22 protein-coding genes are annotated in these 22642 nt (G+C 62.5%); 20 read left to right on the top strand and 2 right to left on the bottom strand.

Going from position 1 to position 22642, the window contains the following annotated elements; all coding sequences use genetic code 11:
- The first annotated feature begins 15 nt into the window (after positions 1-15).
- The 19 genes from AC1DMA_RS20270 to hisA all read left to right on the top strand — a co-directional run bounded on the left by AC1DMA_RS20270 (position 16) and on the right by hisA (position 19278).
- Positions 16-4764 carry a glutamate synthase-related protein gene (locus tag AC1DMA_RS20270; RefSeq protein ID WP_478145325.1) on the top strand — a complete coding sequence of 1583 codons (4749 nt, stop codon included), beginning with the start codon at positions 16-18 and terminating at the stop codon, positions 4762-4764.
- Positions 4765-4797: 33 nt separating this feature from the next.
- On the top strand, positions 4798-6276 hold the full coding sequence (locus tag AC1DMA_RS20275; protein ID WP_478145326.1) for a glutamate synthase subunit beta: 1479 nt from the start codon (positions 4798-4800) through the stop codon (positions 6274-6276).
- A gap of 148 nt (positions 6277-6424) precedes the next feature.
- Positions 6425-7249: an ABC transporter ATP-binding protein gene (locus AC1DMA_RS20280; protein WP_478125465.1), complete on the top strand. Its 825-nt coding sequence runs from the start codon at positions 6425-6427 to the stop codon at positions 7247-7249.
- Positions 7246-8028 carry a lipid asymmetry maintenance ABC transporter permease subunit MlaE gene (mlaE, locus tag AC1DMA_RS20285; protein WP_478145327.1) on the top strand — a complete coding sequence of 261 codons (783 nt, stop codon included), beginning with the start codon at positions 7246-7248 and terminating at the stop codon, positions 8026-8028. The genes AC1DMA_RS20280 and mlaE overlap by 4 nt, the downstream gene beginning before the upstream one ends.
- A gap of 26 nt (positions 8029-8054) precedes the next feature.
- On the top strand, positions 8055-8543 hold the full coding sequence (gene mlaD, locus AC1DMA_RS20290) for an outer membrane lipid asymmetry maintenance protein MlaD (RefSeq protein WP_478125467.1): 489 nt from the start codon (positions 8055-8057) through the stop codon (positions 8541-8543).
- Between the two features lie 20 nt (positions 8544-8563).
- The gene (locus tag AC1DMA_RS20295; RefSeq protein WP_478145401.1) at positions 8564-9268 is read left to right on the top strand and encodes an MlaA family lipoprotein; all 705 of its coding nucleotides are present in this window, start codon (positions 8564-8566) and stop codon (positions 9266-9268) included.
- Positions 9269-9395: 127 nt separating this feature from the next.
- Positions 9396-10058, top strand: coding sequence for an MlaC/ttg2D family ABC transporter substrate-binding protein (locus AC1DMA_RS20300; protein WP_478125468.1), 663 nt, complete (start codon positions 9396-9398; stop codon positions 10056-10058).
- Between the two features lie 6 nt (positions 10059-10064).
- Positions 10065-10337: an STAS domain-containing protein gene (locus AC1DMA_RS20305; protein WP_478145328.1), complete on the top strand. Its 273-nt coding sequence runs from the start codon at positions 10065-10067 to the stop codon at positions 10335-10337.
- A 34-nt stretch (positions 10338-10371) separates the two neighbouring features.
- Complete coding sequence (locus AC1DMA_RS20310) at positions 10372-11319, top strand: ABC transporter ATP-binding protein (protein WP_478125470.1); 948 nt, start codon at positions 10372-10374, stop codon at positions 11317-11319.
- Positions 11319-12083, top strand: a complete 765-nt coding sequence (locus AC1DMA_RS20315; protein WP_478125834.1) for an ABC transporter permease — start codon at positions 11319-11321, stop codon at positions 12081-12083. Before AC1DMA_RS20310 ends, AC1DMA_RS20315 begins: the two co-directional genes overlap by 1 nt.
- A 7-nt stretch (positions 12084-12090) precedes the next feature.
- Positions 12091-12345 (top strand): BolA family protein, encoded by a 255-nt coding sequence (locus AC1DMA_RS20320; RefSeq protein WP_478125471.1) that lies wholly within the window; start codon positions 12091-12093, stop codon positions 12343-12345.
- 18 nt (positions 12346-12363) lie between these two features.
- Complete coding sequence (gene murA, locus AC1DMA_RS20325; RefSeq protein WP_478125472.1) at positions 12364-13650, top strand: UDP-N-acetylglucosamine 1-carboxyvinyltransferase; 1287 nt, start codon at positions 12364-12366, stop codon at positions 13648-13650.
- Positions 13647-14288 (top strand): ATP phosphoribosyltransferase, encoded by a 642-nt coding sequence (gene hisG / locus AC1DMA_RS20330; protein ID WP_478125473.1) that lies wholly within the window; start codon positions 13647-13649, stop codon positions 14286-14288. The genes murA and hisG overlap by 4 nt, the downstream gene beginning before the upstream one ends.
- A 13-nt stretch (positions 14289-14301) precedes the next feature.
- Entirely contained in the window at positions 14302-15618 is a 1317-nt protein-coding gene (hisD, locus tag AC1DMA_RS20335; protein WP_478145329.1) for a histidinol dehydrogenase, read from the top strand.
- Between the two features lie 39 nt (positions 15619-15657).
- Positions 15658-16011, top strand: a complete 354-nt coding sequence (locus AC1DMA_RS20340) for a hypothetical protein (RefSeq protein WP_478145330.1) — start codon at positions 15658-15660, stop codon at positions 16009-16011.
- Between the two features lie 5 nt (positions 16012-16016).
- Complete coding sequence (gene hisC / locus AC1DMA_RS20345) at positions 16017-17108, top strand: histidinol-phosphate transaminase (RefSeq protein ID WP_478145331.1); 1092 nt, start codon at positions 16017-16019, stop codon at positions 17106-17108.
- Positions 17105-17734 (top strand): imidazoleglycerol-phosphate dehydratase HisB, encoded by a 630-nt coding sequence (gene hisB, locus AC1DMA_RS20350; protein ID WP_478145332.1) that lies wholly within the window; start codon positions 17105-17107, stop codon positions 17732-17734. The genes hisC and hisB overlap by 4 nt, the downstream gene beginning before the upstream one ends.
- Positions 17731-18381 carry an imidazole glycerol phosphate synthase subunit HisH gene (gene hisH, locus AC1DMA_RS20355; protein WP_478125835.1) on the top strand — a complete coding sequence of 217 codons (651 nt, stop codon included), beginning with the start codon at positions 17731-17733 and terminating at the stop codon, positions 18379-18381. The genes hisB and hisH overlap by 4 nt, the downstream gene beginning before the upstream one ends.
- Positions 18382-18534: 153 nt before the next feature.
- On the top strand, positions 18535-19278 hold the full coding sequence (hisA, locus tag AC1DMA_RS20360) for a 1-(5-phosphoribosyl)-5-[(5-phosphoribosylamino)methylideneamino]imidazole-4-carboxamide isomerase (RefSeq protein ID WP_478125478.1): 744 nt from the start codon (positions 18535-18537) through the stop codon (positions 19276-19278).
- Between the two features lie 105 nt (positions 19279-19383).
- Here the strand turns inward: hisA and AC1DMA_RS20365 are convergent, their stop codons facing one another.
- Both AC1DMA_RS20365 and AC1DMA_RS20370 read right to left on the bottom strand, forming a co-directional pair.
- Entirely contained in the window at positions 19384-20337 is a 954-nt protein-coding gene (locus AC1DMA_RS20365) for an amino acid ABC transporter substrate-binding protein (RefSeq protein ID WP_478145333.1), read from the bottom strand.
- Between the two features lie 12 nt (positions 20338-20349).
- Positions 20350-21657 carry a dicarboxylate/amino acid:cation symporter gene (locus AC1DMA_RS20370; RefSeq protein ID WP_478145334.1) on the bottom strand — a complete coding sequence of 436 codons (1308 nt, stop codon included), beginning with the start codon at positions 21655-21657 and terminating at the stop codon, positions 20350-20352.
- A 137-nt stretch (positions 21658-21794) separates the two neighbouring features.
- Here AC1DMA_RS20370 and AC1DMA_RS20375 point away from each other — a divergent pair, with 137 nt between their 5' ends.
- The gene (locus AC1DMA_RS20375) at positions 21795-22637 is read left to right on the top strand and encodes a D-hexose-6-phosphate mutarotase (protein ID WP_478145335.1); all 843 of its coding nucleotides are present in this window, start codon (positions 21795-21797) and stop codon (positions 22635-22637) included.
- The last annotated feature ends 5 nt before the right edge of the window (positions 22638-22642 follow it).

The following is a 22642-nucleotide window of genomic DNA, read 5'->3' on the forward strand; positions in this document are numbered from 1 at the left end:
TGAAGGAGCACGCCCATGACGACGGCTGCCGAGATCGAGCATCTCCAACAACACGGTCTTTATTCCGCCGCTGACGAGCACGACGCGTGCGGCGTTGGCTTCGTGGCCCATATCAAGGGCGAAAAGAGCCATGCCATTGTGTTGCAGGGCCTCAAGATACTTGAGAACCTGGACCACCGCGGCGCAGTAGGCGCTGACAAACTGATGGGCGATGGCGCGGGGATCCTGATCCAGCTGCCGGACCTGCTGTACCGCGAAGAGATGGCAAAGCAGGGCGTCACGCTTCCCCCTCCTGGCGAGTACGGCGTCGGCATGATCTTTCTGCCCAAAGAGCACGCCTCGCGCGAAGCCTGCGAGCAGGAAATGGAACGCGCCATCAAGGTCGAAGGCCAGGTCCTGCTGGGCTGGCGTGATGTGCCGGTCAACCGCGACATGCCGATGTCGCCCAACGTGCGCGCCAAGGAGCCGCTGTTGCGTCAGGTCTTCATCGGCCGTGGCAACGACGTCATCGTGCAGGACGCGCTGGAGCGGAAGCTCTATGTGATCCGCAAGACCGCCAGCGCCAACATCCAGCGCCTGAAGCTCAAGCACAGCAAGGAATACTACGTTCCGAGCATGTCGAGCCGCACGGTGGTCTACAAGGGTCTGCTGCTCGCCGATCAGGTCGGCACCTACTACCTCGATCTTCAGGACAAGCGTTGCGTCTCGGCCCTGGGCCTGGTGCACCAGCGTTTCTCGACCAACACCTTCCCCGAGTGGCCGCTCGCGCACCCGTATCGCTACGTGGCGCACAACGGCGAGATCAACACTGTCAAAGGCAACTACAACTGGATGAAGGCGCGCGAAGGCGTCATGTCTTCGCCAGTACTGGGCGCCGACTTGCAGAAGCTCTATCCGATCAGCTTTGCCGGCCAGTCTGACACCGCGACCTTCGACAATTGCCTCGAACTGCTCACCATGGCTGGCTATCCGATCAGCCAGGCCGTGATGATGATGATCCCCGAGCCGTGGGAACAGCACGCCACCATGGATCCGCGTCGCCGCGCGTTCTATGAGTACCACGCCGCGATGCTGGAGCCGTGGGATGGCCCGGCTTCGATCGTCTTCACGGACGGCCGGCAGATCGGCGCTACGCTCGACCGCAACGGCCTGCGTCCCTCGCGCTACTGCGTGACGGATGACGATCTGGTCATCATGGGTTCGGAATCCGGCGTGCTGCCCGTGCCTGAACAGAAGATCGTCCGCAAGTGGCGTCTTCAGCCGGGAAAGATGTTCCTCATCGACCTCGAGCAAGGCCGCATGATCGACGATGAGGAAGTCAAGGCGACCCTCGCGAACAGCAAGCCGTACAAGCAATGGATCGAAAACCTGCGCATCAAGCTCGACAGCGTCGAGGCTGAGACGGTGCAGCCGCCGTCGAGCCAGGTGAGCCTGCTCGACCGCCAGCAAGCGTTCGGCTACACGCAAGAGGACATCAAGTTCCTGATGAGCCCGATGGCCGCGGCAGGCGAAGAGGGCATCGGGTCGATGGGCAACGACAGCCCGCTGGCCGTGCTCTCAAACAAGAACAAGCCGCTCTACAACTACTTCAAGCAGTTGTTCGCGCAGGTGACGAACCCGCCGATCGATCCGATCCGCGAAGCCATCGTGATGTCGCTCGTGTCCTTCATCGGACCGAAGCCGAACCTGCTGGACATCAACCAGGTCAACCCGCCGATGCGGCTCGAAGTGAGCCAGCCAATCCTCGACTTTGCCGATATGGCCAAGCTGCGCGACATCGGCAAGTACACGCAGGGCAAGTTCAAGAGCTATACGCTCGACATCACCTATCCGCTCGGCTGGGGCGAAGAAGGCGTCGAAGCCAAGCTGGCCTCGCTCTGCGCGGAAGCGGTGGATGCGATCAAGGGCGGACACAACATCCTGATCGTGAGCGACCGCGGCGTCAGTCCCACCCAGATCGCCATCCCTGCGCTGCTGGCGCTGTCGGCGATTCATCAATACCTCGTTCGCGAGGGACTGCGCACCACGGCGGGCCTCGTCGTCGAGACGGGCTCCGCGCGCGAAGTCCATCACTTCGGCGTGCTCGCCGGCTATGGCGCCGAAGCGGTGCATCCGTACCTGGCGATGGAAACCCTCGCCGCGATGCATGAAGATCTCTCAGGCGACCTGAGCGCTGAAAAGGCCATCTACAACTACGTCAAGGCGGTGGGCAAGGGCCTGTCCAAGATCATGTCGAAGATGGGTGTCAGCACCTACATGAGCTACTGCGGCGCCCAGTTGTTCGAAGCCATCGGCCTCAACAGCGAGACGGTCGAGAAGTATTTCACCGGCACTGCGAGCCGCGTCGAAGGCATTGGCGTGTTCGACATCGCCGAAGAGGCGATCCGCATGCACAAGGCGGCTTTCAGCGATGACCCGGTTCTCTCGCGCATGCTCGACGCTGGCGGCGAATACGCCTGGCGTACGCGTGGCGAGGAGCACATGTGGACGCCCGACGCGATCGCCAAGCTGCAGCACAGCACCCGCGCCAACAACTTCAACACCTACAAGGAATACGCGCAGATCATCAACGACCAGAACCGCCGTCATCTGACGTTGCGCGGTCTGTTCGAGTTCAAGATCGATCCGGCCAAGGCGATTCCGGTGGACGAGGTCGAATCGGCAGCGGAGATCGTCAAGCGTTTTGCCACAGGTGCGATGTCGCTCGGCTCCATCAGCACCGAAGCGCATTCGACGTTGGCTGTGGCGATGAACCGCATCGGCGGCAAGAGCAACACCGGCGAGGGTGGCGAAGACCCGGCCCGCTATCGCAACGAGCTCAAGGGCATTCCGATCAAGGTCGGCGACACGCTCAAGAGCGTGATCGGCGAGGCGAACGTCGAGGTGGACCTTCCGCTGAAGGACGGTGACTCGCTGCGTTCGAAGATCAAGCAGGTCGCGTCCGGCCGCTTCGGCGTGACGGCCGAGTACCTCTCGTCCGCCGACCAGTTGCAGATCAAGATGGCCCAGGGCGCCAAGCCCGGTGAAGGCGGCCAATTGCCAGGCGGCAAGGTGTCCAACTACATCGGCCAGTTGCGCTACTCGGTACCTGGCGTCGGCCTGATTTCGCCGCCGCCTCACCACGACATCTATTCGATCGAAGATCTCGCGCAGTTGATTCACGACCTGAAGAACGTCGCGCCGCATGCGAGCGTCAGCGTCAAGCTGGTGAGCGAAGTGGGGGTCGGCACTATCGCGGCCGGCGTCGCCAAGTGCAAGAGCGACCACGTCGTGATCGCCGGTCATGACGGCGGCACGGGCGCATCGCCCTGGTCGTCGATCAAGCATGCCGGCAGCCCGTGGGAAATCGGCTTGGCCGAGACGCAGCAGACGCTGGTGCTCAATCGCTTGCGCGGCCGCATCCGCGTGCAGGCCGACGGCCAGATGAAGACCGGCCGCGACGTCGCCATTGGCGCGCTGCTGGGCGCCGACGAGTTCGGCTTCGCGACTGCGCCGCTGGTGGTCGAGGGCTGCATCATGATGCGCAAATGCCACCTCAACACCTGCCCGGTCGGGGTGGCCACGCAGGATCCGACGCTGCGCAAGAAGTTCTCCGGGAAGCCTGAGCACGTGGTGAACTACTTCTTCTTCGTCGCCGAAGAAGTCCGTCAGATCATGGCGCAGCTCGGTGTGCGCAAGTTCGACGACCTCATCGGCCGCGCGGACCTGCTGGACACCAAGAAGGGCATCGAGCACTGGAAGGCGCGCGGCCTGGACTTCAGCCGCCTCTTCGCGCAGCCGAACGTGCCGGCCGACGTGCCGCGCTACCACGTCGAATCGCAAGATCATGGTCTTCAGAAGAGCCTGGACAACAAGCTGATCGAGCGTTCGCGCCCGGCGATCGACAAGGGCGAGAAGGTCCAGTTCATCGAGGTGGCGCGCAACGTGAACCGTTCGGTCGGTGCGATGCTGTCCGGCGCGTTGACGAAGGTGCACCCTCAAGGTTTGCCGGACGACTCGATTCGCATCCAGCTCGAAGGCACAGGCGGCCAGTCTTTCGGCGCCTTCCTGGCGCGCGGCATCACGCTGTACCTGATCGGCGACGCGAACGACTACACAGGCAAGGGGCTTTCGGGCGGCCGTGTCGTGGTTCGACCAAGCCTGGACTTCCGCGGAGAGGCCATACGCAACACCATCGTCGGCAACACCGCGCTCTACGGCGCAACCACGGGAGAGGCCTATCTTTGCGGCGTCGCGGGTGAGCGCTTTGCAGTTCGGCTGTCGGGCGCCACGGCAGTGGTCGAAGGCACCGGAGACCACGGTTGCGAATACATGACCGGCGGCACGGTGGCCGTGCTCGGCAAGACGGGCCGCAACTTCGCGGCGGGCATGAGCGGCGGCGTCGCTTTCGTCTACGACGAAGACGGCCAGTTTGCTTCGCGCTGCAATCTCTCGATGGTGTCGCTGGACAAGGTGCTGACCTCGGCCGAGCAGGTGGCCAGCGTGCACCGCAAGGTCTGGCACGACGGCGAGACCGATGAAGCGCAGCTCAGGAAGCTGCTCGAAGACCACCACCGCTGGACGGGCAGCAAGCGCGCGCGCGAACTGCTCGACAACTGGGCGGTCGCCCGCACCAAGTTCGTCAAGGTGTTCCCGAACGAATACAAGCGCGCACTGGCCGAGATGCACGACCGCGAGGTCGAACTCACCAGCAGCGGCAACAACGCGCATGCCGGCATGGAGCCGCACGCAGCAACGGCTGCCAAGCCCGTCGCTGCAGTCTGACGCGCACGAGAACGAAGAACAGAGGAAAGCACGATGGGAAAAATCACCGGCTTCATGGAGCATGAGCGTATCGAGGAGGGCTACAAGCCCGTCGACGAACGGGTCAAGCACTTCAAGGAATTCGTCATCGGACTGGACGACACGCAGGCCAAGGTGCAGGGCGCGCGTTGCATGGATTGCGGCACGCCGTTTTGCAACAGCGGCTGCCCGGTCAACAACATCATTCCGGACTTCAACGACCTGGTCTATCGCGCCGACTGGCAAAGCGCTTTCGTGGTGCTCGATTCGACCAACAATTTTCCGGAGTTCACCGGCCGCATCTGCCCCGCGCCCTGCGAGGCGGCTTGCGTGCTCAATGTGAACGACGATCCAGTGGGGATCAAGTCGATCGAGCACGCGATCATCGACAGGGCCTGGGATGAAGGCTGGGTCACTTCGCGCCCTGCCAAGCACAGGACCGGCAAGAAGGTCGCGGTCATCGGCTCCGGTCCGGCCGGCATGGCGGCGGCCCAGCAATTGGCGCGCGCCGGCCATGACGTGACCCTCTTCGAGAAGAACGACCGCATTGGCGGCCTGCTGCGCTACGGCATTCCCGACTTCAAGATGGAGAAGGTGCACATCGATCGCCGCGTCGATCAGATGAAGGGCGAGGGCGTGACCTTCCGTACCGGCGTGATGGTCGGTGCTGCCAAGGATCCGCTGGGCAAGGGCTCCAAGGTCACCAATTGGGCCAAGGAAATCGTCACGCCTGAGCAGCTCGACAAGGAATTCGACGCGGTACTGCTCACCGGCGGCGCGGAGCAGTCGCGCGACTTGCCCGTGCCCGGCCGTGATCTCGACGGAATCCATTTCGCGATGGAGTTTCTGCCGCAGCAGAACAAGGTCAATGCGGGCGACAAGGTCAAGGGTCAGCTTCGCGCCGACGGCAAGCACGTCATCGTGATCGGCGGCGGCGATACCGGCTCCGATTGCGTGGGCACCAGCAATCGCCATGGCGCAGTGAGCGTGACGCAGTTCGAACTCATGCCCCAGCCGCCGGAAGAGGAAAACCGTCCGCTCACCTGGCCCTACTGGCCGTACAAGCTGCGCACCAGTTCGAGCCACGAAGAGGGTTGCGAACGCGAATTCGCCATCTCGACCAAGGAGTTCATCGGCGAAAAGGGCAAGGTCACGGGCCTCAAGACCGTTCGCGTCGAGTGGAAGGACGGCAAGATGGTCGAGGTGCCCGGCAGCGAACAAGTGCTCAAGGCCGACCTCGTACTGCTCGCAATGGGCTTTGTGAGCCCCGTCGCCAATGTGCTGGATGCGTTCGGTGTCGAAAAGGACGCGCGCGGCAATGCAAAGGCCACAGTGGACTTCATCGGTGGCTACGCAACGAACGTACCCAAGGTGTTCGCCGCCGGTGATATTCGCCGCGGCCAGTCACTGGTGGTATGGGCCATCCGCGAAGGCCGCCAGGCAGCGCGCGCGGTGGATGAATTCCTGATGGGATTCAGCGACCTGCCACGCTGAAGCGGCGGCCGAAGCGAGGGAAGCAGCGGGCGGAAAAAGGGGCCCCGCTTTCGGATTTGTCTGGGCCGGCCGGCCGCTTGTGCTTCCCGTATCATTGCGCCGTACCGCGAGCCGGGATGCCTTAGGGTGCCCGGCTTTTTCATTGCCCATGGACACATCCCCTCCCACCTCAGTTGTCGAATTTCACAACGTCATCTTCGGATACGGCGCGCGTGCCATCCTCGACGGCGTTACGTTCTCCGTGCCGCGCGGCAAGGTAACTGCCCTCATGGGAGCGTCTGGCGGCGGAAAGACGACGGTCCTGCGGCTGATCGGTGGCCAGTTGCGCGCGCAGCGCGGTGAGGTCCTGGTGAACGGGCAGGATGTCGGCAAGCTCGATTCCGACGCCCTCTATGCCGCACGGCGCCGAATGGGCATGCTGTTCCAGTTCGGAGCGCTCTTCACCGACATGAGTGTGTTCGACAACGTCGCGTTTCCCCTTCGCGAACACACGGCGCTTTCTGAATCCCTCATTCGCGACATCGTGCTCATGAAGCTCGACGCGGTCGGCTTGCGCGGCGCGCGGCAGCTGATGCCCAGCGAAGTGTCGGGCGGCATGGCGCGGCGCGTGGCATTGGCCCGGGCCATTGCACTCGATCCCGATCTCGTGATGTACGACGAGCCCTTTGCGGGGCTCGATCCCATTTCGCTAGGCACGGCAGCGCGACTGATCCGGCAGCTCAACGACACGTTGGGTCTGACCAGCATCATCGTTTCGCACGATCTCGAAGAGACATTCCGCATTGCCGACCACGTGATCATCATTGCCAACGGCGGCATTGCGGCGCAGGGCCGCCCTGAAGAAGTCCGTCGCAGCAACGACCCACTGGTTCATCAGTTCGTCAATGCGCTGCCCGAAGGACCGGTGCACTTCCACTATCCGGCCGTAGCGGTCGAGGACGACTTCGGCAACGCCCAGGGAGGGCGGGCATGAGTTGGTATCGGCCGGCGGACATTGGCTTCGCAGTGCGCAGCAAGCTCGCGGACCTGGGCCTTGGCGCCCGGCTATTCCTGAGATTGTTCATACGCGGAGCGGGCAGCTTGCGCCGCTTTGGACTGGTGCGCGACCAGATTCATTTCCTTGGCAACTATTCGCTTGCGATCATCGCGGTGTCCGGTCTGTTCGTCGGGTTCGTGCTCGGGCTGCAGGGCTACTACACATTGCAGCGCTACGGTTCCTCCGAGGCGCTGGGATTGCTCGTGGCACTCAGCCTCGTCCGTGAACTCGGCCCGGTTGTTGCGGCGCTGTTGTTCGCCGGGCGGGCGGGCACTTCCCTCACGGCGGAGATCGGCCTGATGAAGGCTGGCGAGCAGCTCAGTGCCATGGAAATGATGGCTGTGGATCCGGTGCAACGCATTCTTGCCCCGCGGTTCTGGGCCGGCGTCGTCACGATGCCGCTGCTGGCTGCGGTGTTCAGCGCTGTGGGCGTGTTGGGTGGTTACGTCGTGGGCGTCCTGATGCTGGGCGTCGACCCTGGGGCATTCTGGGGGCAGATGCAGACTGGCGTGGATGTCTGGAAGGATGTTGGCAATGGTGTCGTCAAGAGCATCGTGTTCGGGCTGACGGTCACCTTCGTGGCACTGCTGCAAGGCTATGCGTCACAGCCAACCCCTGAAGGCGTCTCCCGCGCCACTACACGCACTGTGGTCGTCGCTTCGCTCGCCGTGCTGGGGCTCGACTTCCTGCTGACCGCCATGATGTTCAGCATCTAGAAAAAACGATCAGGAGAGTGCAAGACATGCAACGTTCAAACAAAGATATCTGGGTCGGCCTGTTCGTGCTGATTGGTGCCGCCGCGCTGCTTTTTCTCGCGCTCCAGTCGGCCAACCTGTTGAGCCTCAACTTCCAGAAGACCTATACAGTGACCGCGCGTTTCGACAACATCGGTGGTTTGAAGCCACAGACGGCGGTCAAAAGCGCGGGCGTCGTTGTTGGGCGTGTCGAATCGATCACGTTTGACGACAAGAACTTCCAGGCCAGCGTCGCGATTGCGCTGCAAAGCCGATACAGTTTCCCGAAGGACAGTTCGCTCAAGATCCTGACCAGCGGCTTGCTGGGCGAGCAATACGTCGGAATCGAAGCTGGCGCCGATGAAAAGAACCTGCAGGCCGGCGACGTCATCACGTCGACGCAATCCGCAGTCGTGCTCGAGAATCTGATCGGTCAGTTTCTATACAGCAAGGCTGCAGAGGGCAGCACGCCGTCAGGCAATTCAAACAAGAAATGAACCCACGATCCCTTTTTGCCATGTCGAATGCGCTTGCTGCGTGCCTGCGAGGCTTGACCGTCGGCGCTCTTGTCATGCTCGCTGGTTGCGCAACTGGCCCGAACGCCAATCCGGCTGACCCGCTCGAGCCGCTCAATCGCCAGGTCGCGCGCTTCAACGACACCGTGGACGACGCCGTGCTGCGCCCGGTCGCGACGGTCTATCGCCGATTCCTTCCCTCACCGGTTCGCACGGGCGTGAACAACTTCTTCGGCAATCTCTCGGACGTGTGGAGCTTTGCCAACAGCGTGGCGCAGCTCAAGCTGCAAGACAGTGCACAAACCTTCATGCGCGTGAACGTCAACACGTTCTTCGGGCTTGGCGGATTGCTCGACATCGCGACAGAGGCCGGAATCGATCGCCACACCGAGGACTTCGGCCAGACGCTGGGTCACTGGGGTGTGCCAAGCGGTCCTTACCTGGTGCTTCCGCTGCTCGGTCCATCGACGTTCCGGGATACCGCTGCGCTCGTGGTGGACGTGAACGGCGACCCCGTCAACTATGTGACCAATATTCCGCTGCGAAACTCCATGTATGCACTTCGCTTGGTGGACCTGCGCTCCAACCTTCTGCGCGCGGGGCAGCTTTTGCAGGATGCCGCGCTTGACAAGTATTCGTTCACCCGCGACGCCTTCTTGCAACGTCGCCGCAATGACATTAACGATGGCAAATTGTCCGACGACTGAAGCCGTTGGATGACTGCGGGGTTTGCAATCCGTTGCTGCGAGCCTCGTGAGGCCATGGAACCGTGGCACTTGGTGCGGCGTCCAACACCGCTCGACCGATCAAGACTTCGAACAAGGGATTAGACCGATGAATCAGATTTTTCAACGCCGATTTTTGGGGCGCCTTGCGCTCGCCGGCCTGCTCATGGTCGGCGCGGCCTTGACGTTGGTACAGCCTGCCCGCGCAGCCGACGAATCGCCCGACGCGCTCGTCAAGCGCATTTCTGCGGACGTGCTCGACACCATCAAGGCTGACAAGTCGATCAAGGCCGGCGACATCAACAAGATCATGGCGCTGGTGAACACCAAGATCATGCCCAACGTGAACTTCGAGCGCATGACTGCTTCCGCGGTCGGGCCTGCCTGGCGTCAGGCGACGCCCGACCAGAAGCAACGGCTGGAAGAGGAATTCAAGAAGCTGCTGGTGCGGACTTACGCGGGGGCGCTCGATCAAGTCAGTGATCAGACCGTGAGCGTGCGGCCTTTCAGAGGCTCGCCAGACGAGAAGGAAGTGCTGGTTCGCACTGAAATCCGCGGCGGCGGCGATCCCGTGCAGCTCGACTATCGGCTTGAGAAAACGCCCGGCGAAGCAGGCGGCTGGAAGATCTACAACATCAATGTGCTGGGCGTCTGGCTCGTCGACACCTACCGCACGCAGTTTTCGCAGCAGATCAACAGCAAGGGCATCGACGGCTTGATCGACGCGCTGGTTGCGCGGAACAAGAGCAATTCTGCCAACGGCAAGGGCTGATCGGCCATGCTGGTCCTGCCGCAGAAGCTGACCCACGACCAAGCGCCCGCTTGCGTTTACATGCTCCAGCGCGGTCTGGCCGGGCAGACGGACACCGCCACGGTGATCGATGCCACTGCGTTGCAGCACTTCGATTCTTCAGCGCTCGCGGTGCTGCTCGAATGTCGGCGAGAGTCGAGCGCGCTAGGACGCGGCTTCGCCGTAAAGGGCCTGCCACCACGCCTGCGAGAGCTTGCTTCTTTGTACGGCGTTGCGGGACTTTTGCCTGCCGCGCCATAAAGAAGCGGCCAGACCTCTAAAATCGCGGGTTCCCATGCCCGCGATCTCCTTTCAATCGGTCTCAAAGACCTATCCTGCCTCACGCCAGCAACGGGCCCAGGGAACACCGGGTCTACGCGCCGTCGACAACGTGACCTTCCAGATCGAGGAAGGTGAATTCTTCGGCCTTCTCGGCCCGAACGGCGCAGGCAAAACCTCCCTCATCAGCATGCTCGCCGGACTTTCGCGTCCGACGGAAGGCGCAATCAGCGTGCACGGCTTCGACGTCCAGAAGCAGTACGCTGAAGCGCGCCGCCAACTTGGCGTGGTGCCGCAAGAGCTGGTTTTTGATCCGTTCTTCAACGTGCGCGAAGCTTTGCGCATCCAATCCGGCTACTTCGGCATCAAGAACAACGACGACTGGATCGACGAGCTCCTGCACAGCCTGGGGCTGGCCGACAAGGCCAATGCCAACATGCGTCAGCTCTCCGGCGGCATGAAGCGTCGCGTGCTGGTCGCCCAGGCGCTGGTGCACAAGCCGCCGGTAATCGTGCTCGACGAACCGACCGCAGGGGTCGACGTCGAATTGCGCCAGACCCTATGGCAGTTCATCGCCAAGCTCAACAAGCAAGGCAGCACGGTGCTGTTAACCACGCACTACCTGGAAGAAGCGGAGGCACTATGCCATCGCATTGCCATGTTGAAACTGGGTCGAGTGATCGCGCTGGACCGTACGAGCGAACTCCTCCGCTCCGCCGCGAGCAACGTTTTGCGCTTCAAGACCGACGGCATGCTGCCATGGTCCATTGCGCAGCACGCGCGCGTCACCGGACGCATCGTCCAACTGCCTGCCCAGAATGCTCGCGAAGTCGAGCAATTGCTTGCCGCAATCCGCGAAGCCGGCCTGGATGTCGAGGATGTCGAAATGCGCAAGGCTGACCTGGAAGACGTCTTTATCGACCTCATGGCCGGCGAGCAGACGCCCTTGGAGGTCGCAAGATGATGGTCAATGCGCTCGGGTGGCGCGCGCTGCTCTACAAGGAAACACTGCGCTTCTGGAAGGTAGGCTTCCAGACCGTCGGCGCCCCGGTGCTGACCGCAATGCTCTACCTGATGGTGTTCGGGCATGTGCTCGAAGACCACGTCAAGGTCTACGGGACTGTGAGCTATACGGCTTTTCTAGTACCGGGCCTCGTGATGATGAGCGTCTTGCAAAACGCTTTTGCCAATAGTTCGTCGTCCATCATCCAGAGCAAGATCATGGGCAGCCTGGTATTCGTGTTGCTCACGCCTTTGTCTCACTGGGGCTGGTTTTTTGCCTACGTCGGATCATCGATCGTACGCGGGCTGGCTGTCGGCTTGGGTGTGTTCGTCGTGACGGCGTTGTTCGCCGTGCCGGGGTTCGTCGCACCGTGGTGGATCGCCATTTTTGCCTTTCTGGGTGCTGCCATTCTGGGTACGTTGGGGCTGATTGCAGGTCTTTGGGCCGAGAAGTTCGATCAGATGGCCGTGTTCCAGAATTTCCTGATCATGCCCATGACCTTCCTGTCGGGCGTGTTCTATTCCATCGGCTCGCTGCCCCCTTTCTGGCAGACCGTCAGTCACCTGAACCCGTTTTTCTACATGATCGACGGCTTTCGCTATGGCTTCTTCGGTGTCAGCGACGTGTCGCCATGGCTGAGTTTCGCGATCGTCGGCACTGCGTGGTTGGTGGTCAGTGCGATCGCCGTTCACTTGCTGCGCATCGGCTACAAGATTCGCGGATAACCCTGATATGACTGCTGAAGAACTTCAATCGATCATCGCGGCAGGCATGGCCTGCGAGCACATCGCGCTCGAAGGAGATGGCAGGCACTGGTACGCGACGATCGTCTCCGCGGAGTTCGAGGGCAAGCGCGCCATCCAGCGTCATCAGCGTGTTTACGCCACTCTGGGTGCCAAAATGCATACCGACGAGGTGCATGCGCTCTCGATGAAAACGTATACGCCCGCCGAATGGGCGAGCCAGAACTCTTCGCCTTCTCGCTAGACCTCCGCTGGATTTCACATGGACAAACTTCTGATTCGCGGCGGGCGTACGCTTCGCGGCGAGGTACTCATTTCCGGCGCCAAGAACGCCGCCTTGCCCGAACTCTGCGCGGCACTGCTGACGGATCAACCGGTGACGCTGCACAACGTGCCTCGCCTCAAGGACGTGGCGACGATGCTCAAGCTGATTCACAACATGGGTGTCGCAGCCGAGCGAGATGACAACGGCACAGTCCGCATCAACGCGCGATCGCTCGAAGTCCCCGAAGCGCCATACGAACTCGTCAAGACGATGCGCGCTTCGGTGCTTGCATTGGGGCCGCTTCTTGCGCGCTTCGGCAAGGCCAAGGTGTCGCTGCCGGGCGGCTGCGCCATCGGATCGCGCCCTGTCGACCAGCACATCAAGGGCATGCAGGCCATGGGCGCTGACATCGTGGTCGAGCACGGCTATATGGTCGCGAGCGTCGGTGGGGGCCGCAAGCGCCTGCATGGCGCGCGCATCACCACCGACATGGTCACCGTCACCGGTACCGAGAATTTCCTCATGGCAGCCGCGCTGGCAGAGGGCGAGACGGTGCTCGAGAACGCCGCCCAGGAACCCGAGATTGCCGACCTTGCCGAGATGCTGATCGCCATGGGCGCAAAGATCGAAGGGCACGGCACCAGCCGCATCCGCATTCAGGGCGTGGACAAGCTGCGCGGATGCACCCACCAGGTGGTGGCGGACCGGATCGAAACGGGCACCTTCCTGTGCGCCGTGGCGGCTACGGGCGGCGACGTGCTCCTCAAGCACGGTCGGGCCGACCATCTCGATGCCGTGATCGAAAAGCTTCGCGCCGCAGGGGCTGAAGTGACCGCCGTCGATGGTGGCATCCGCGTGCAAAGTCGCGGCCGCCTCAAGGCGCAGAGCTTCCGCACCACCGAATACCCCGGCTTTCCGACGGACATGCAGGCGCAGTTCATGGCGCTGAACGTAATCTCGGAGGGCACTTCGACGGTGACCGAGACGATTTTCGAGAACCGCTTCATGCACGTCGACGAGATGCTGCGCCTGGGCGCCCGCATCCAGACCGACGGCAAGGTGGCAGTGCTCGAGGGAGTACCGCAGCTGTCGGGTGCAACGGTGATGGCAACCGACTTGCGCGCGTCGGCCAGCCTTGTCATCGCAGGACTCGTGGCGGACGGCGAGACGCTGGTGGATCGCATCTACCACCTGGACCGCGGCTATGACCGAATGGAAACCAAGCTGCGCGGACTCGGTGCCGACATTGAACGCGTCGCCGGGCCTGCCGAGGTGCAGCCATGATCACGCTGGCGCTCTCGAAGGGACGAATCTTCGAGGAGACCATGCCTCTGCTTGCTGCTGCCGGCATCGAGGTGACGGAAGATCCCGAGAAGTCCCGCAAGCTGATTTTGGCTACGACTCGGCCGGAAGTGCGTGTGGTGTTGGTGCGGGCGTCCGATGTGCCGACCTACGTGCAGTACGGTGGCGCCGACCTCGGCGTTACCGGGCTCGACGTTCTGCTCGAGCACGGAAACCAGGGCTTGTATCAGCCGCTCGATCTGCGCATCGCGGCCTGCCGCCTCAGTGTCGCGGTTCGCGCCGACTACGATTACGCTTCGGCCGTGAAGCAGGGTTCGCGCATCAAGGTCGCGACCAAGTACGTCGGATTGGCGCGCGACTTCTTCGCGAGCAAGGGCGTGCACGTGGACCTGATCAAGCTGTACGGCAGCATGGAGCTCGCTCCGCTGACGGGTCTGGCGGACGCCATCGTCGATCTGGTGTCGACGGGCAACACCTTGAAAGCCAATCAACTGGTGGAAGTCGAACGCATCATGGACATCAGCGCACGGTTGGTCGTCAACCAGGCTGCGCTCAAGCTCAAGCGTGAAGCGATCCGTCGCATCGTCGATGCTTTCGAATCTGCCATACCTTCTTCGTGACAGTGCACCCGCCATGAACCTGAAAGCAGTCCCCGCCCGTCTGTCGACCGGTTCGGCCACCTTCGAGGCCGAATTCAAGGCACGCCTCCATTGGTCCGCGGAGGCAGATGCTGCAATCGAGCAGGTCGTGGCGGACATTCTTGCCGACGTGCAACGTCGTGGTGACGCGGCAGTGCTCGAATACACCCGTCGGTTCGACCGGCTCGACGTGGCCACCATGGACGCACTCGAACTCACGGCCGTCGAACTGCGCGAAGCTTTCGAGTCGCTTCCTCACGCCCAGCGAGAAGCGCTGGAAGCCGCTGCAAGCCGCGTGCGCAGCTATCACGAAGCGCAGAAGACGGCGAGCGGCGAAAGCTGGAGCTACCGCGACGCGGACGGGACGCTGCTGGGGCAGAAAGTCACGCCACTGGACCGCGTCGGCATCTACGTTCCTGGAGGCAAGGCCGCCTATCCGTCGAGCGTCCTGATGAACGCCATTCCTGCGCATGTTGCCGGTGTCGGCGAAATCATCATGGTCGTGCCGACGCCCGGCGGCGAAAAGAATCCGCTGGTGCTCGCCGCGGCGCACGTCGCCGGTGTGACGCGCGCCTTCACCATCGGTGGGGCGCAGGCGGTGGCGGCGCTGGCTTACGGCACTGGCTCAGTGCCTGCGGTGGACAAGATCACGGGTCCGGGCAATGCCTATGTGGCGGCCGCGAAGCGCCGCGTGTTCGGCACCGTCGGCATCGACATGATTGCGGGCCCCAGCGAAATCCTGGTGCTTGCCGACGGCACGACGCCGCCGGATTGGGTGGCAATGGACCTGTTCAGCCAGGCAGAGCATGACGAACTGGCGCAAAGCATTCTGCTGTGCCCTGATGCGGCCTACGTCGAGCGCGTTCAGCAGGAAATCGATCGACTCCTGCCCTCCATGCCACGCGCGGAAATCATCGCGGCGTCCCTCAGCGGACGTGGCGCGCTGATCCACACGCGAAGCATGGAAGAGGCGTGCGAGATCAGCAACCGGATTGCGCCGGAGCATCTGGAGGTGAGCAGCCGTGAGCCGCATCGCTGGGAACCGTTGCTCAAGCATGCGGGTGCGATCTTTCTCGGTGCGTACACGAGCGAAAGCCTGGGCGACTACTGCGCGGGCCCGAACCACGTTCTGCCGACCAGCGGCACGGCGCGTTTCAGCTCTCCGCTGGGCGTGTACGACTTCCAGAAACGTTCGAGCCTCATCGAGGTCAGCGAAGCCGGCGCGCAGGTTCTGGGGCGCGTCGCCATGGTTCTGGCAGAGGGCGAGGGGCTGTCCGCGCACGCCGAGGCTGCACGCATGCGACTGCGCTGATGGTCTTTGGAAGGAATTCCTGAAGTGATGCAAAACCGAGTGAACACGCTCCGCGCTGCGCTGGCGTTGGCAGTGTGGGTCTTCGCTGCAAGTGCGCAAGCCATGACCATCCGCGAGCTTCGCACCCTCGAAGCGAACGAGAAAGACGGCAAACTCTACGCCAACTACTACCTCGTCGGCGTCATGGAGGGTCTGCGTGAAGCCAATGACGCGGATCAGCGGGAGCACCTCAAGCCGCGCTTCTGCGTCAACGGCCGCAAACTCGAGCCCGTCATGGCGCGTTCCCTCTACCAAACCGAACTGACCCGCAACGCCGACAACTACGAAGCGGACATGCCCGTGCAGCTGGTGCTTGCCGCTGCCTTGCGTAACAGCTATCGCTGCGCGCCTTGAATCGAATGACTTCCATGACCGCCATAAACCGCGCACTCGGCCGCATTCGTGCCGATGTGCAATCCATGCACGCCTATGCCGTCCAAGACGCGCGTGGCCTGCTGAAGCTCGATGCGATGGAAAACCCATACAGCCTGCCGCCAGAGTTGCAGACGGCTTTGGGACAGCGCCTCGGTGCCCTTGCATTGAATCGCTACCCGGGCGATCGGGGCGCCGATTTGCAACGCGCACTGGCGGAATACGCCGCGATGCCGGAAGGTTTTGCCCTGATGCTCGGCAACGGCTCGGACGAGCTGATTTCGCTCCTTGCCATGGCCTGCGACTTGCCGGGAGCAACCATCGTGGCGCCCGTCCCCGGTTTCGTGATGTACGCGATGAGCGCCCAGTTGCAGGGACTGCGCTTCGTTGGCGTTCCGCTGACGGCCGATTTCGAGCTGGATGAACCAGCGATGCTCACGGTCATCGAGCGCGAAAAGCCCGCCATCGTCTATCTGGCCTATCCGAACAACCCGACGGCCAATCTCTGGAACGACGCAGCGATCGAGAAGATCGTCGAAGCGCAAGGCGCGCAGGGTGGTCTGGTCGTCATCGACGAGGCTTACCAGCCCTTCGCCGGCAAGAGCTACATCGATCGCGTGAGCCGCCATGACCATGTGCTGCTGATGCGCACGCTCAGCAAGTTCGGCCTGGCCGGGGTTCGGCTGGGCTACATGATGGGCCCGGCAGCGCTGGTCGCCGAGGTCGACAAGGTCCGGCCACCCTACAACATCAGCGTCCTGAACTGTGAGTGCGCGCTTTTCGCGCTGGAGCATGCGGACGTGTTCGCCAACCAGGCAGCGGACATTCGAACACAGCGAAACCGGATTTTCGAGGCTTTGGGCCGTCTGCCCCGGGTGAAGAGTTGGCCGAGCGAAGCCAACATGATCCTCGTCCGCGTGCCGGATGCCTCGAAGACCTTCGAGGGCATGAAGGCGGCCGGCGTACTGGTCAAGAACGTTTCTAAAATGCACCCATTGCTCGCGAATTGCCTGCGCCTGACCGTCGGAACCGCCGACGAGAATGCGCGGATGATCGCGGCGCTCGAAGCTTCACTATGAACACTCCAACGGCACCCGAAGCAGTCGTCGCAGCTGGCGCGCGCGTGGCGTCCGTCACGCGCAACACCGCCGAGACCAAGATCACGGTCCAGGTCAACCTCGACGGCACCGGCCGCTCGAAGCTCTCGACCGGGATCGGCTTTTTCGATCACATGCTCGATCAGATCGCGCGGCACGGCCTGATCGACCTCGACATCGACTGCAAGGGCGACCTGCACATAGACGGCCACCATACCGTGGAAGACGTCGGCATCACGCTGGGGCAGGCTGTTGCCAAGGCAGTGGGCGACAAGACGGGCATCCGGCGCTATGGGCATGCCTATGTACCGCTGGACGAGGCGCTCAGCCGCGTGGTGATCGACTTTTCGGGCCGCCCGGGCCTGGTGATGGATGTCCCCTTCACCAGCGGGATGATCGGCACCTTCGACACCCAACTCACCTCCGAGTTTTTCCACGGCTTCGTCAATCACGCTTTCGTCACGCTGCACGTCGACAACTTGAAGGGTGTCAATGCGCATCACCAGTGCGAGACTGTCTTCAAGGCTTTTGCCCGGGCGCTGCGTGCGGCGCTGGAACTCGATCCGCGTTCCGCCGGGGTCATTCCTTCCACGAAGGGTTCGCTCTGACAAAGAACACTGTTGCCGTCGTCGACTACGGCATGGGCAATTTGCGGTCGGTGTCGCAGGCCGTCCAGCATGCGGCCGATCAGGTGGGGGTGGAAGTGTTCGTCACTTCAGACCCGGACGTCGTACGTAAGGCCACGCGGATCGTGCTGCCGGGGCAGGGCGCCATTCCCGACTGCATGCGCGAGTTGCGCGATTCGGGGCTGCTCGAGCCGGTCCTTGAAGCCGCGGCTTCCAAGCCGCTCTTCGGCGTGTGCGTGGGCATGCAGATGCTGTTGTCACACAGCGACGAAGGACCGACCGAAGGTCTCGGCTTGATCCCTGGCGACGTCCGCAAGTTCGACCTGGCCGGCCGCGTGCAGCCGGACGGCAGCCGCTACAAGGTCCCGCAAATGGGATGGAACCAGGTGGTGCAGGCGCGCAAGCATGCAATGTGGGCCGGCGTGCCCGACCAAAGCTACTTCTATTTCGTGCATAGCTTCTACGTGAAGCCTGCCGATGCCGCCCACAGTGTGGGCGAGGCAGACTACGGCGGCCGCTTTACCGCCGCCGTCGCACGCGATAATATTTTTGCCACCCAGTTCCACCCGGAGAAGAGTGCGAACGACGGGCTTCAGCTCTACCGAAATTTCCTCCACTGGAATCCTTGACGCAGTGAACGCACCGAATACCCGGCTCCGGCCTGCCATCGCAGGTCCTGCCGTAATCTGAGTACGATCCCGTTTCCTGCCGCCCACTTTCATCCGTCCGCTTCGATTTCCCGCGATTCCTCTTCCATCGCTCGTTCCAAGCAATTTCGCACCATGCTCCTCATTCCTGCGATCGACCTCAAAGATGGCCACTGCGTTCGCCTCAAGCAGGGCGATATGGATCAGTCCACCACTTTCAGCGAAGACCCAGCCGCAATGGCGCGTAAATGGCTGGAGGCCGGCGCGAGGCGGCTTCACCTGGTCGACCTGAACGGCGCCTTCGCCGGAAAGCCGCAGAACCATGCCGCCATCAAGTCGATCCTCAGGGAAGTCGGCGACGACATCCCCGTGCAACTCGGCGGCGGCATTCGCGATCTGGACACGATCGAGCGCTACATCGACGATGGCCTGCGCTACGTGATCATCGGGACCGCGGCGGTGAAGAATCCCGGTTTCCTGAAAGACGCATGCAGCGCGTTCGGCGGCCACATCATCGTCGGGCTAGACGCCAAGGACGGCAAGGTGGCGACCGATGGCTGGAGCAAGCTCACCGGCCATGAAGTCGCCGATCTGGGCAAGAAGTTCGAGGACTACGGCGTGGAATCGATCATCTACACCGACATCGGCCGCGACGGCATGCTGTCGGGCATCAACATCGACGCCACTGTGCGCCTGGCCCAGGCGCTCACGATTCCGGTCATAGCCTCTGGCGGGCTGTCGAACATGGCGGACATCGACAAGCTCTGCGCTGTCGAACCCGATGGCGTCGAGGGTGTCATCTGCGGTCGCGCGATCTACTCCGGCGACCTGGACTTTGCCGCCGCGCAGGCCCGCGCGGACGAACTCGCCGAACAGTAGGGCTCGCCCCCAGGTTGACTCACTTCGTGTAGTCGCCCACCCCATGCCGGGGGCAGCGCCAGCGGCCCGGCGAAGCCGGTTCCCCGGCGCTTCCCGCACTGAAACCTACTCCGTCTTGATCGCCATCATCTGGATGATTGTTTCCAGCTGGGGGCTCATCGGCAGGTTCAAGCTGGTGCCTGAAGGCAGCTTGCGCAGGAACCAGCGCTTGTATTGGCGTTCGATTTCGCCATCTTCCGCGAGGTCGTGAAAGGTGTCGTTGACGACGGCAGCCATCTGAGGGTCGTTCTTGCGATACATCACCCCGTACGGGTCATACGACAGAAACTCGCCCACGACCTGGTAGTCGCTCGGGCCGTTCGCGTTTCCGCGGTCTTGGGCGATCAGGCCGTACAGCAGCACATCGTCGGTCGCAAATGCCTCCGCCTTGCCCGACTTCACCAGCGCAAATGATTCGGAATGGTCGCGCGACACCACGAGATTCAGGTTGAGCTTGAAGCGCTCGGAGATGTCGCGCATGGTTTTTTCGTTGGTCGTTCCGCGCGTTACGGCGACCGACTTCCCGGCAAGGTCCCGGAACGATTGGATCGGCGAATCCTTTCGGACCAGCAGCTTGGTGCCCGAGACGAAGATCGTGGGCGAAAAGCTCACGCGCTTCTGTCTCTCGAGATTGCTCGTGGTGGAACCGCACTCGAGATCCACCTGGCCGCTGACGACCGCGTCGATGCGCGATTCGGAAGTCACTGGAACCCATCGGGTCGCGAGCGTTTTGTGGACCGCATCGCTCATCGCCTCGACCAGCGCCCTGCAAAGTTCGATCGAATAGCCGATCGGCTCATTGCGTGACGACAGGTAGGAAAACGGAATCGAAGACTCCCGGTAGCCGATGGTGACGGCTCCGGCGTCGCGCACCTTGGCCAGTGTCCCGGACAGCGCGGCTGGGGTCGAGGGCGCAGGATCGGACTGTGCCCACGCCCGCGTCGACGGCATTGAAAGGGCCGCAAAGCCGCAAATCAGAGCGGCTGCGCCCGACAGTATTCGCGTTCGCAAGAGCGCCATGGCCGTTCGTCCTCAGGCATGGGCCGGATGGGCGATGGTGGCGGCGAGCTCGGCGTCCAGTGATCGGGCGTTCGCCTCGGCCTCGCTTTGGGTCATCAGTTCGCCTTCCCATTTCGCGACGACCGCGGTGGCGATGGAGTTGCCGACGGCGTTGGTCGCCGAGCGGCCCATGTCCAGGAAGGTGTCCACACCCAGTATCAGCAGCAGCCCCGCCTCCGGAATGTTGAATTGGTTGAGCGTGGCGGCAATCACCACCAGCGATGCGCGCGGCACGCCAGCCATCCCCTTCGAAGTCAGCATCAGGATCAACAGCATGGTGATCTGCGTGCCAATGGGCAGGTTGATGTCATAGGCCTGCGCAATGAAGAGTACCGCGAAGGTGCAATACATCATCGAGCCGTCGAGATTGAAGGAGTAGCCCATCGGCATGACGAAGCTGGAGATCTTGCGCTTCACTCCGAACCGGTCGAGAGCGATCAGGATCTTCGGGTAGGCCGCCTCGGAACTGGCCGTTGCGAACGACAGCAGGAACGGTTCGCGGATGTAGCTCAGCAGTTTCAAGATTCGCGGCCCCAGGAAGACGAAGCCTGCAAGAGCCAGCAAGCCCCACAGCATGAACAGACTGATGTAGAAGCCGCCCATGAAGACGGCGAACTTCAGCAGGATGTCCAGGCCGTTAACGGCAACGGTGGCTGCCATCGCTGCCAACACGGCAAGGGGCGCGAGCTTCATCACGTAGCCGGTGATCTTGAGCATCGCGTGCGAGAGTTCCTCGATGGCGCTGACCAGCGTCTTGGCCTTCTCGCCGAGCGAGGCCAGCGCCACGCCGAAGAACATCGAGAAGACGACGATCTGCAGGATCTCGTTGTTGGCCATCGATTCGACAAAGGAGCGCGGCACCATGTGGCTGACGAAGTCCTTGAGGGTGAACTTCGAGGTGGCCAGGTTGGCGGACGATCCAATGTCCGGCAGCGGCAGACCCAGGTTGTGGCCCGGCTGCAGGATGTTGGCCATGACCAGCCCCAGGATCAGCGATACCAGCGAAGCAGTGACGAACCATGCCAGCGCCTTGCCGAATACGCGCCCGACCGCGGCCGCGTCGCCCATGTGCGCGATGCCCACCACCAGCGTGGAGAACACCAGCGGACCGATCAGCATTTTGATCAGCCGCAAGAACACGTCTGACATGATCGATATGTAGCCGGCGATCTCCGTTGCGGTCTTCTTGTCCGGAAAGTTCACGAAGACCATGTAGCCCACGATGATCCCAATCACCATCGCGATCAGGATCCAAACGGCTGGGGGCAGTTTCCTTCTCATGGGTGCTCTCCTTGCGAATACGTGCGGGAGGATCTTCTATGGCCGACATCCCGCCGTCGCGAGCGCCTGCTGACGCGATTTCAAGCGAAATCTGTGTTGACCGCAATCCCGACACAGGCGAAACCTAGAATCGGGCCATGTCTGTCCAAACGTCAGCTTTTCGCGGCCAACCGGTGGTGCGCCTTGCGCTTCCCGCCGGCGACAGTTGCATGGTCGCCCTCCACGGTGCGAACGTGCTGTCCTGGATGACCGCTGATGGCGTGGAGCGCCTATACCTGAGCCCCGATGCCCGTTTCGACGGCCACAGCGCCATTCGGGGGGGCGTGCCGATCTGCTGGCCGCAGTTCAACATGCGTGGGTCGCTGCCCAAGCACGGGTTCGTGCGCAATGTGCCGTGGCAGCCTGAATCGCAGGAAACCAATGGCAAGCGCAGCACGGCCGTCCTCTTGTTGCAGGCTGACGAGGCAACACGCGCCATCTGGCCACATGCGTTTCGCCTGCGCCTGACAGTGACTCTTGCGCCGCATTCGCTGCGCGTTGCGCTCACGGTCGACAATCCCGGGAGCGGCCCTTGGTCCTTTGCGGCTGCGCTGCACACCTATTTGCGTGTCGACGACGTGACTTCGCTTCGGCTCGAAGGCCTGCAAGGCGCCAATCGCTGGGATGCCGTGCGTGACGATCGCCACGTCGAACTGGCGCCCGCGCTCAGCTTCGGCTCTGAATTCGACAGCGTTTATGCATCCCCCGCGCGTCCGCTGCGGCTGATCCAGCCTTCAGGCACGCTCGAGATATCGCACAGTGCGAGCTGCACCGAGACGGTGGTCTGGAACCCCGGCCCCATCTTGAGCACCAAGCTCGACGACCTGCCCGATGATGGATGGCGCCACATGCTTTGCGTCGAGGCGGCGCGAATCGACGAGCCTGTCCTTCTGGTGCCGGGTGCGCAGTGGCAAGGCTGGCAGCAACTCACTATTTCCTGAATTCC

Source organism: Variovorax sp. 05N34 (genome assembly GCF_056397405.1).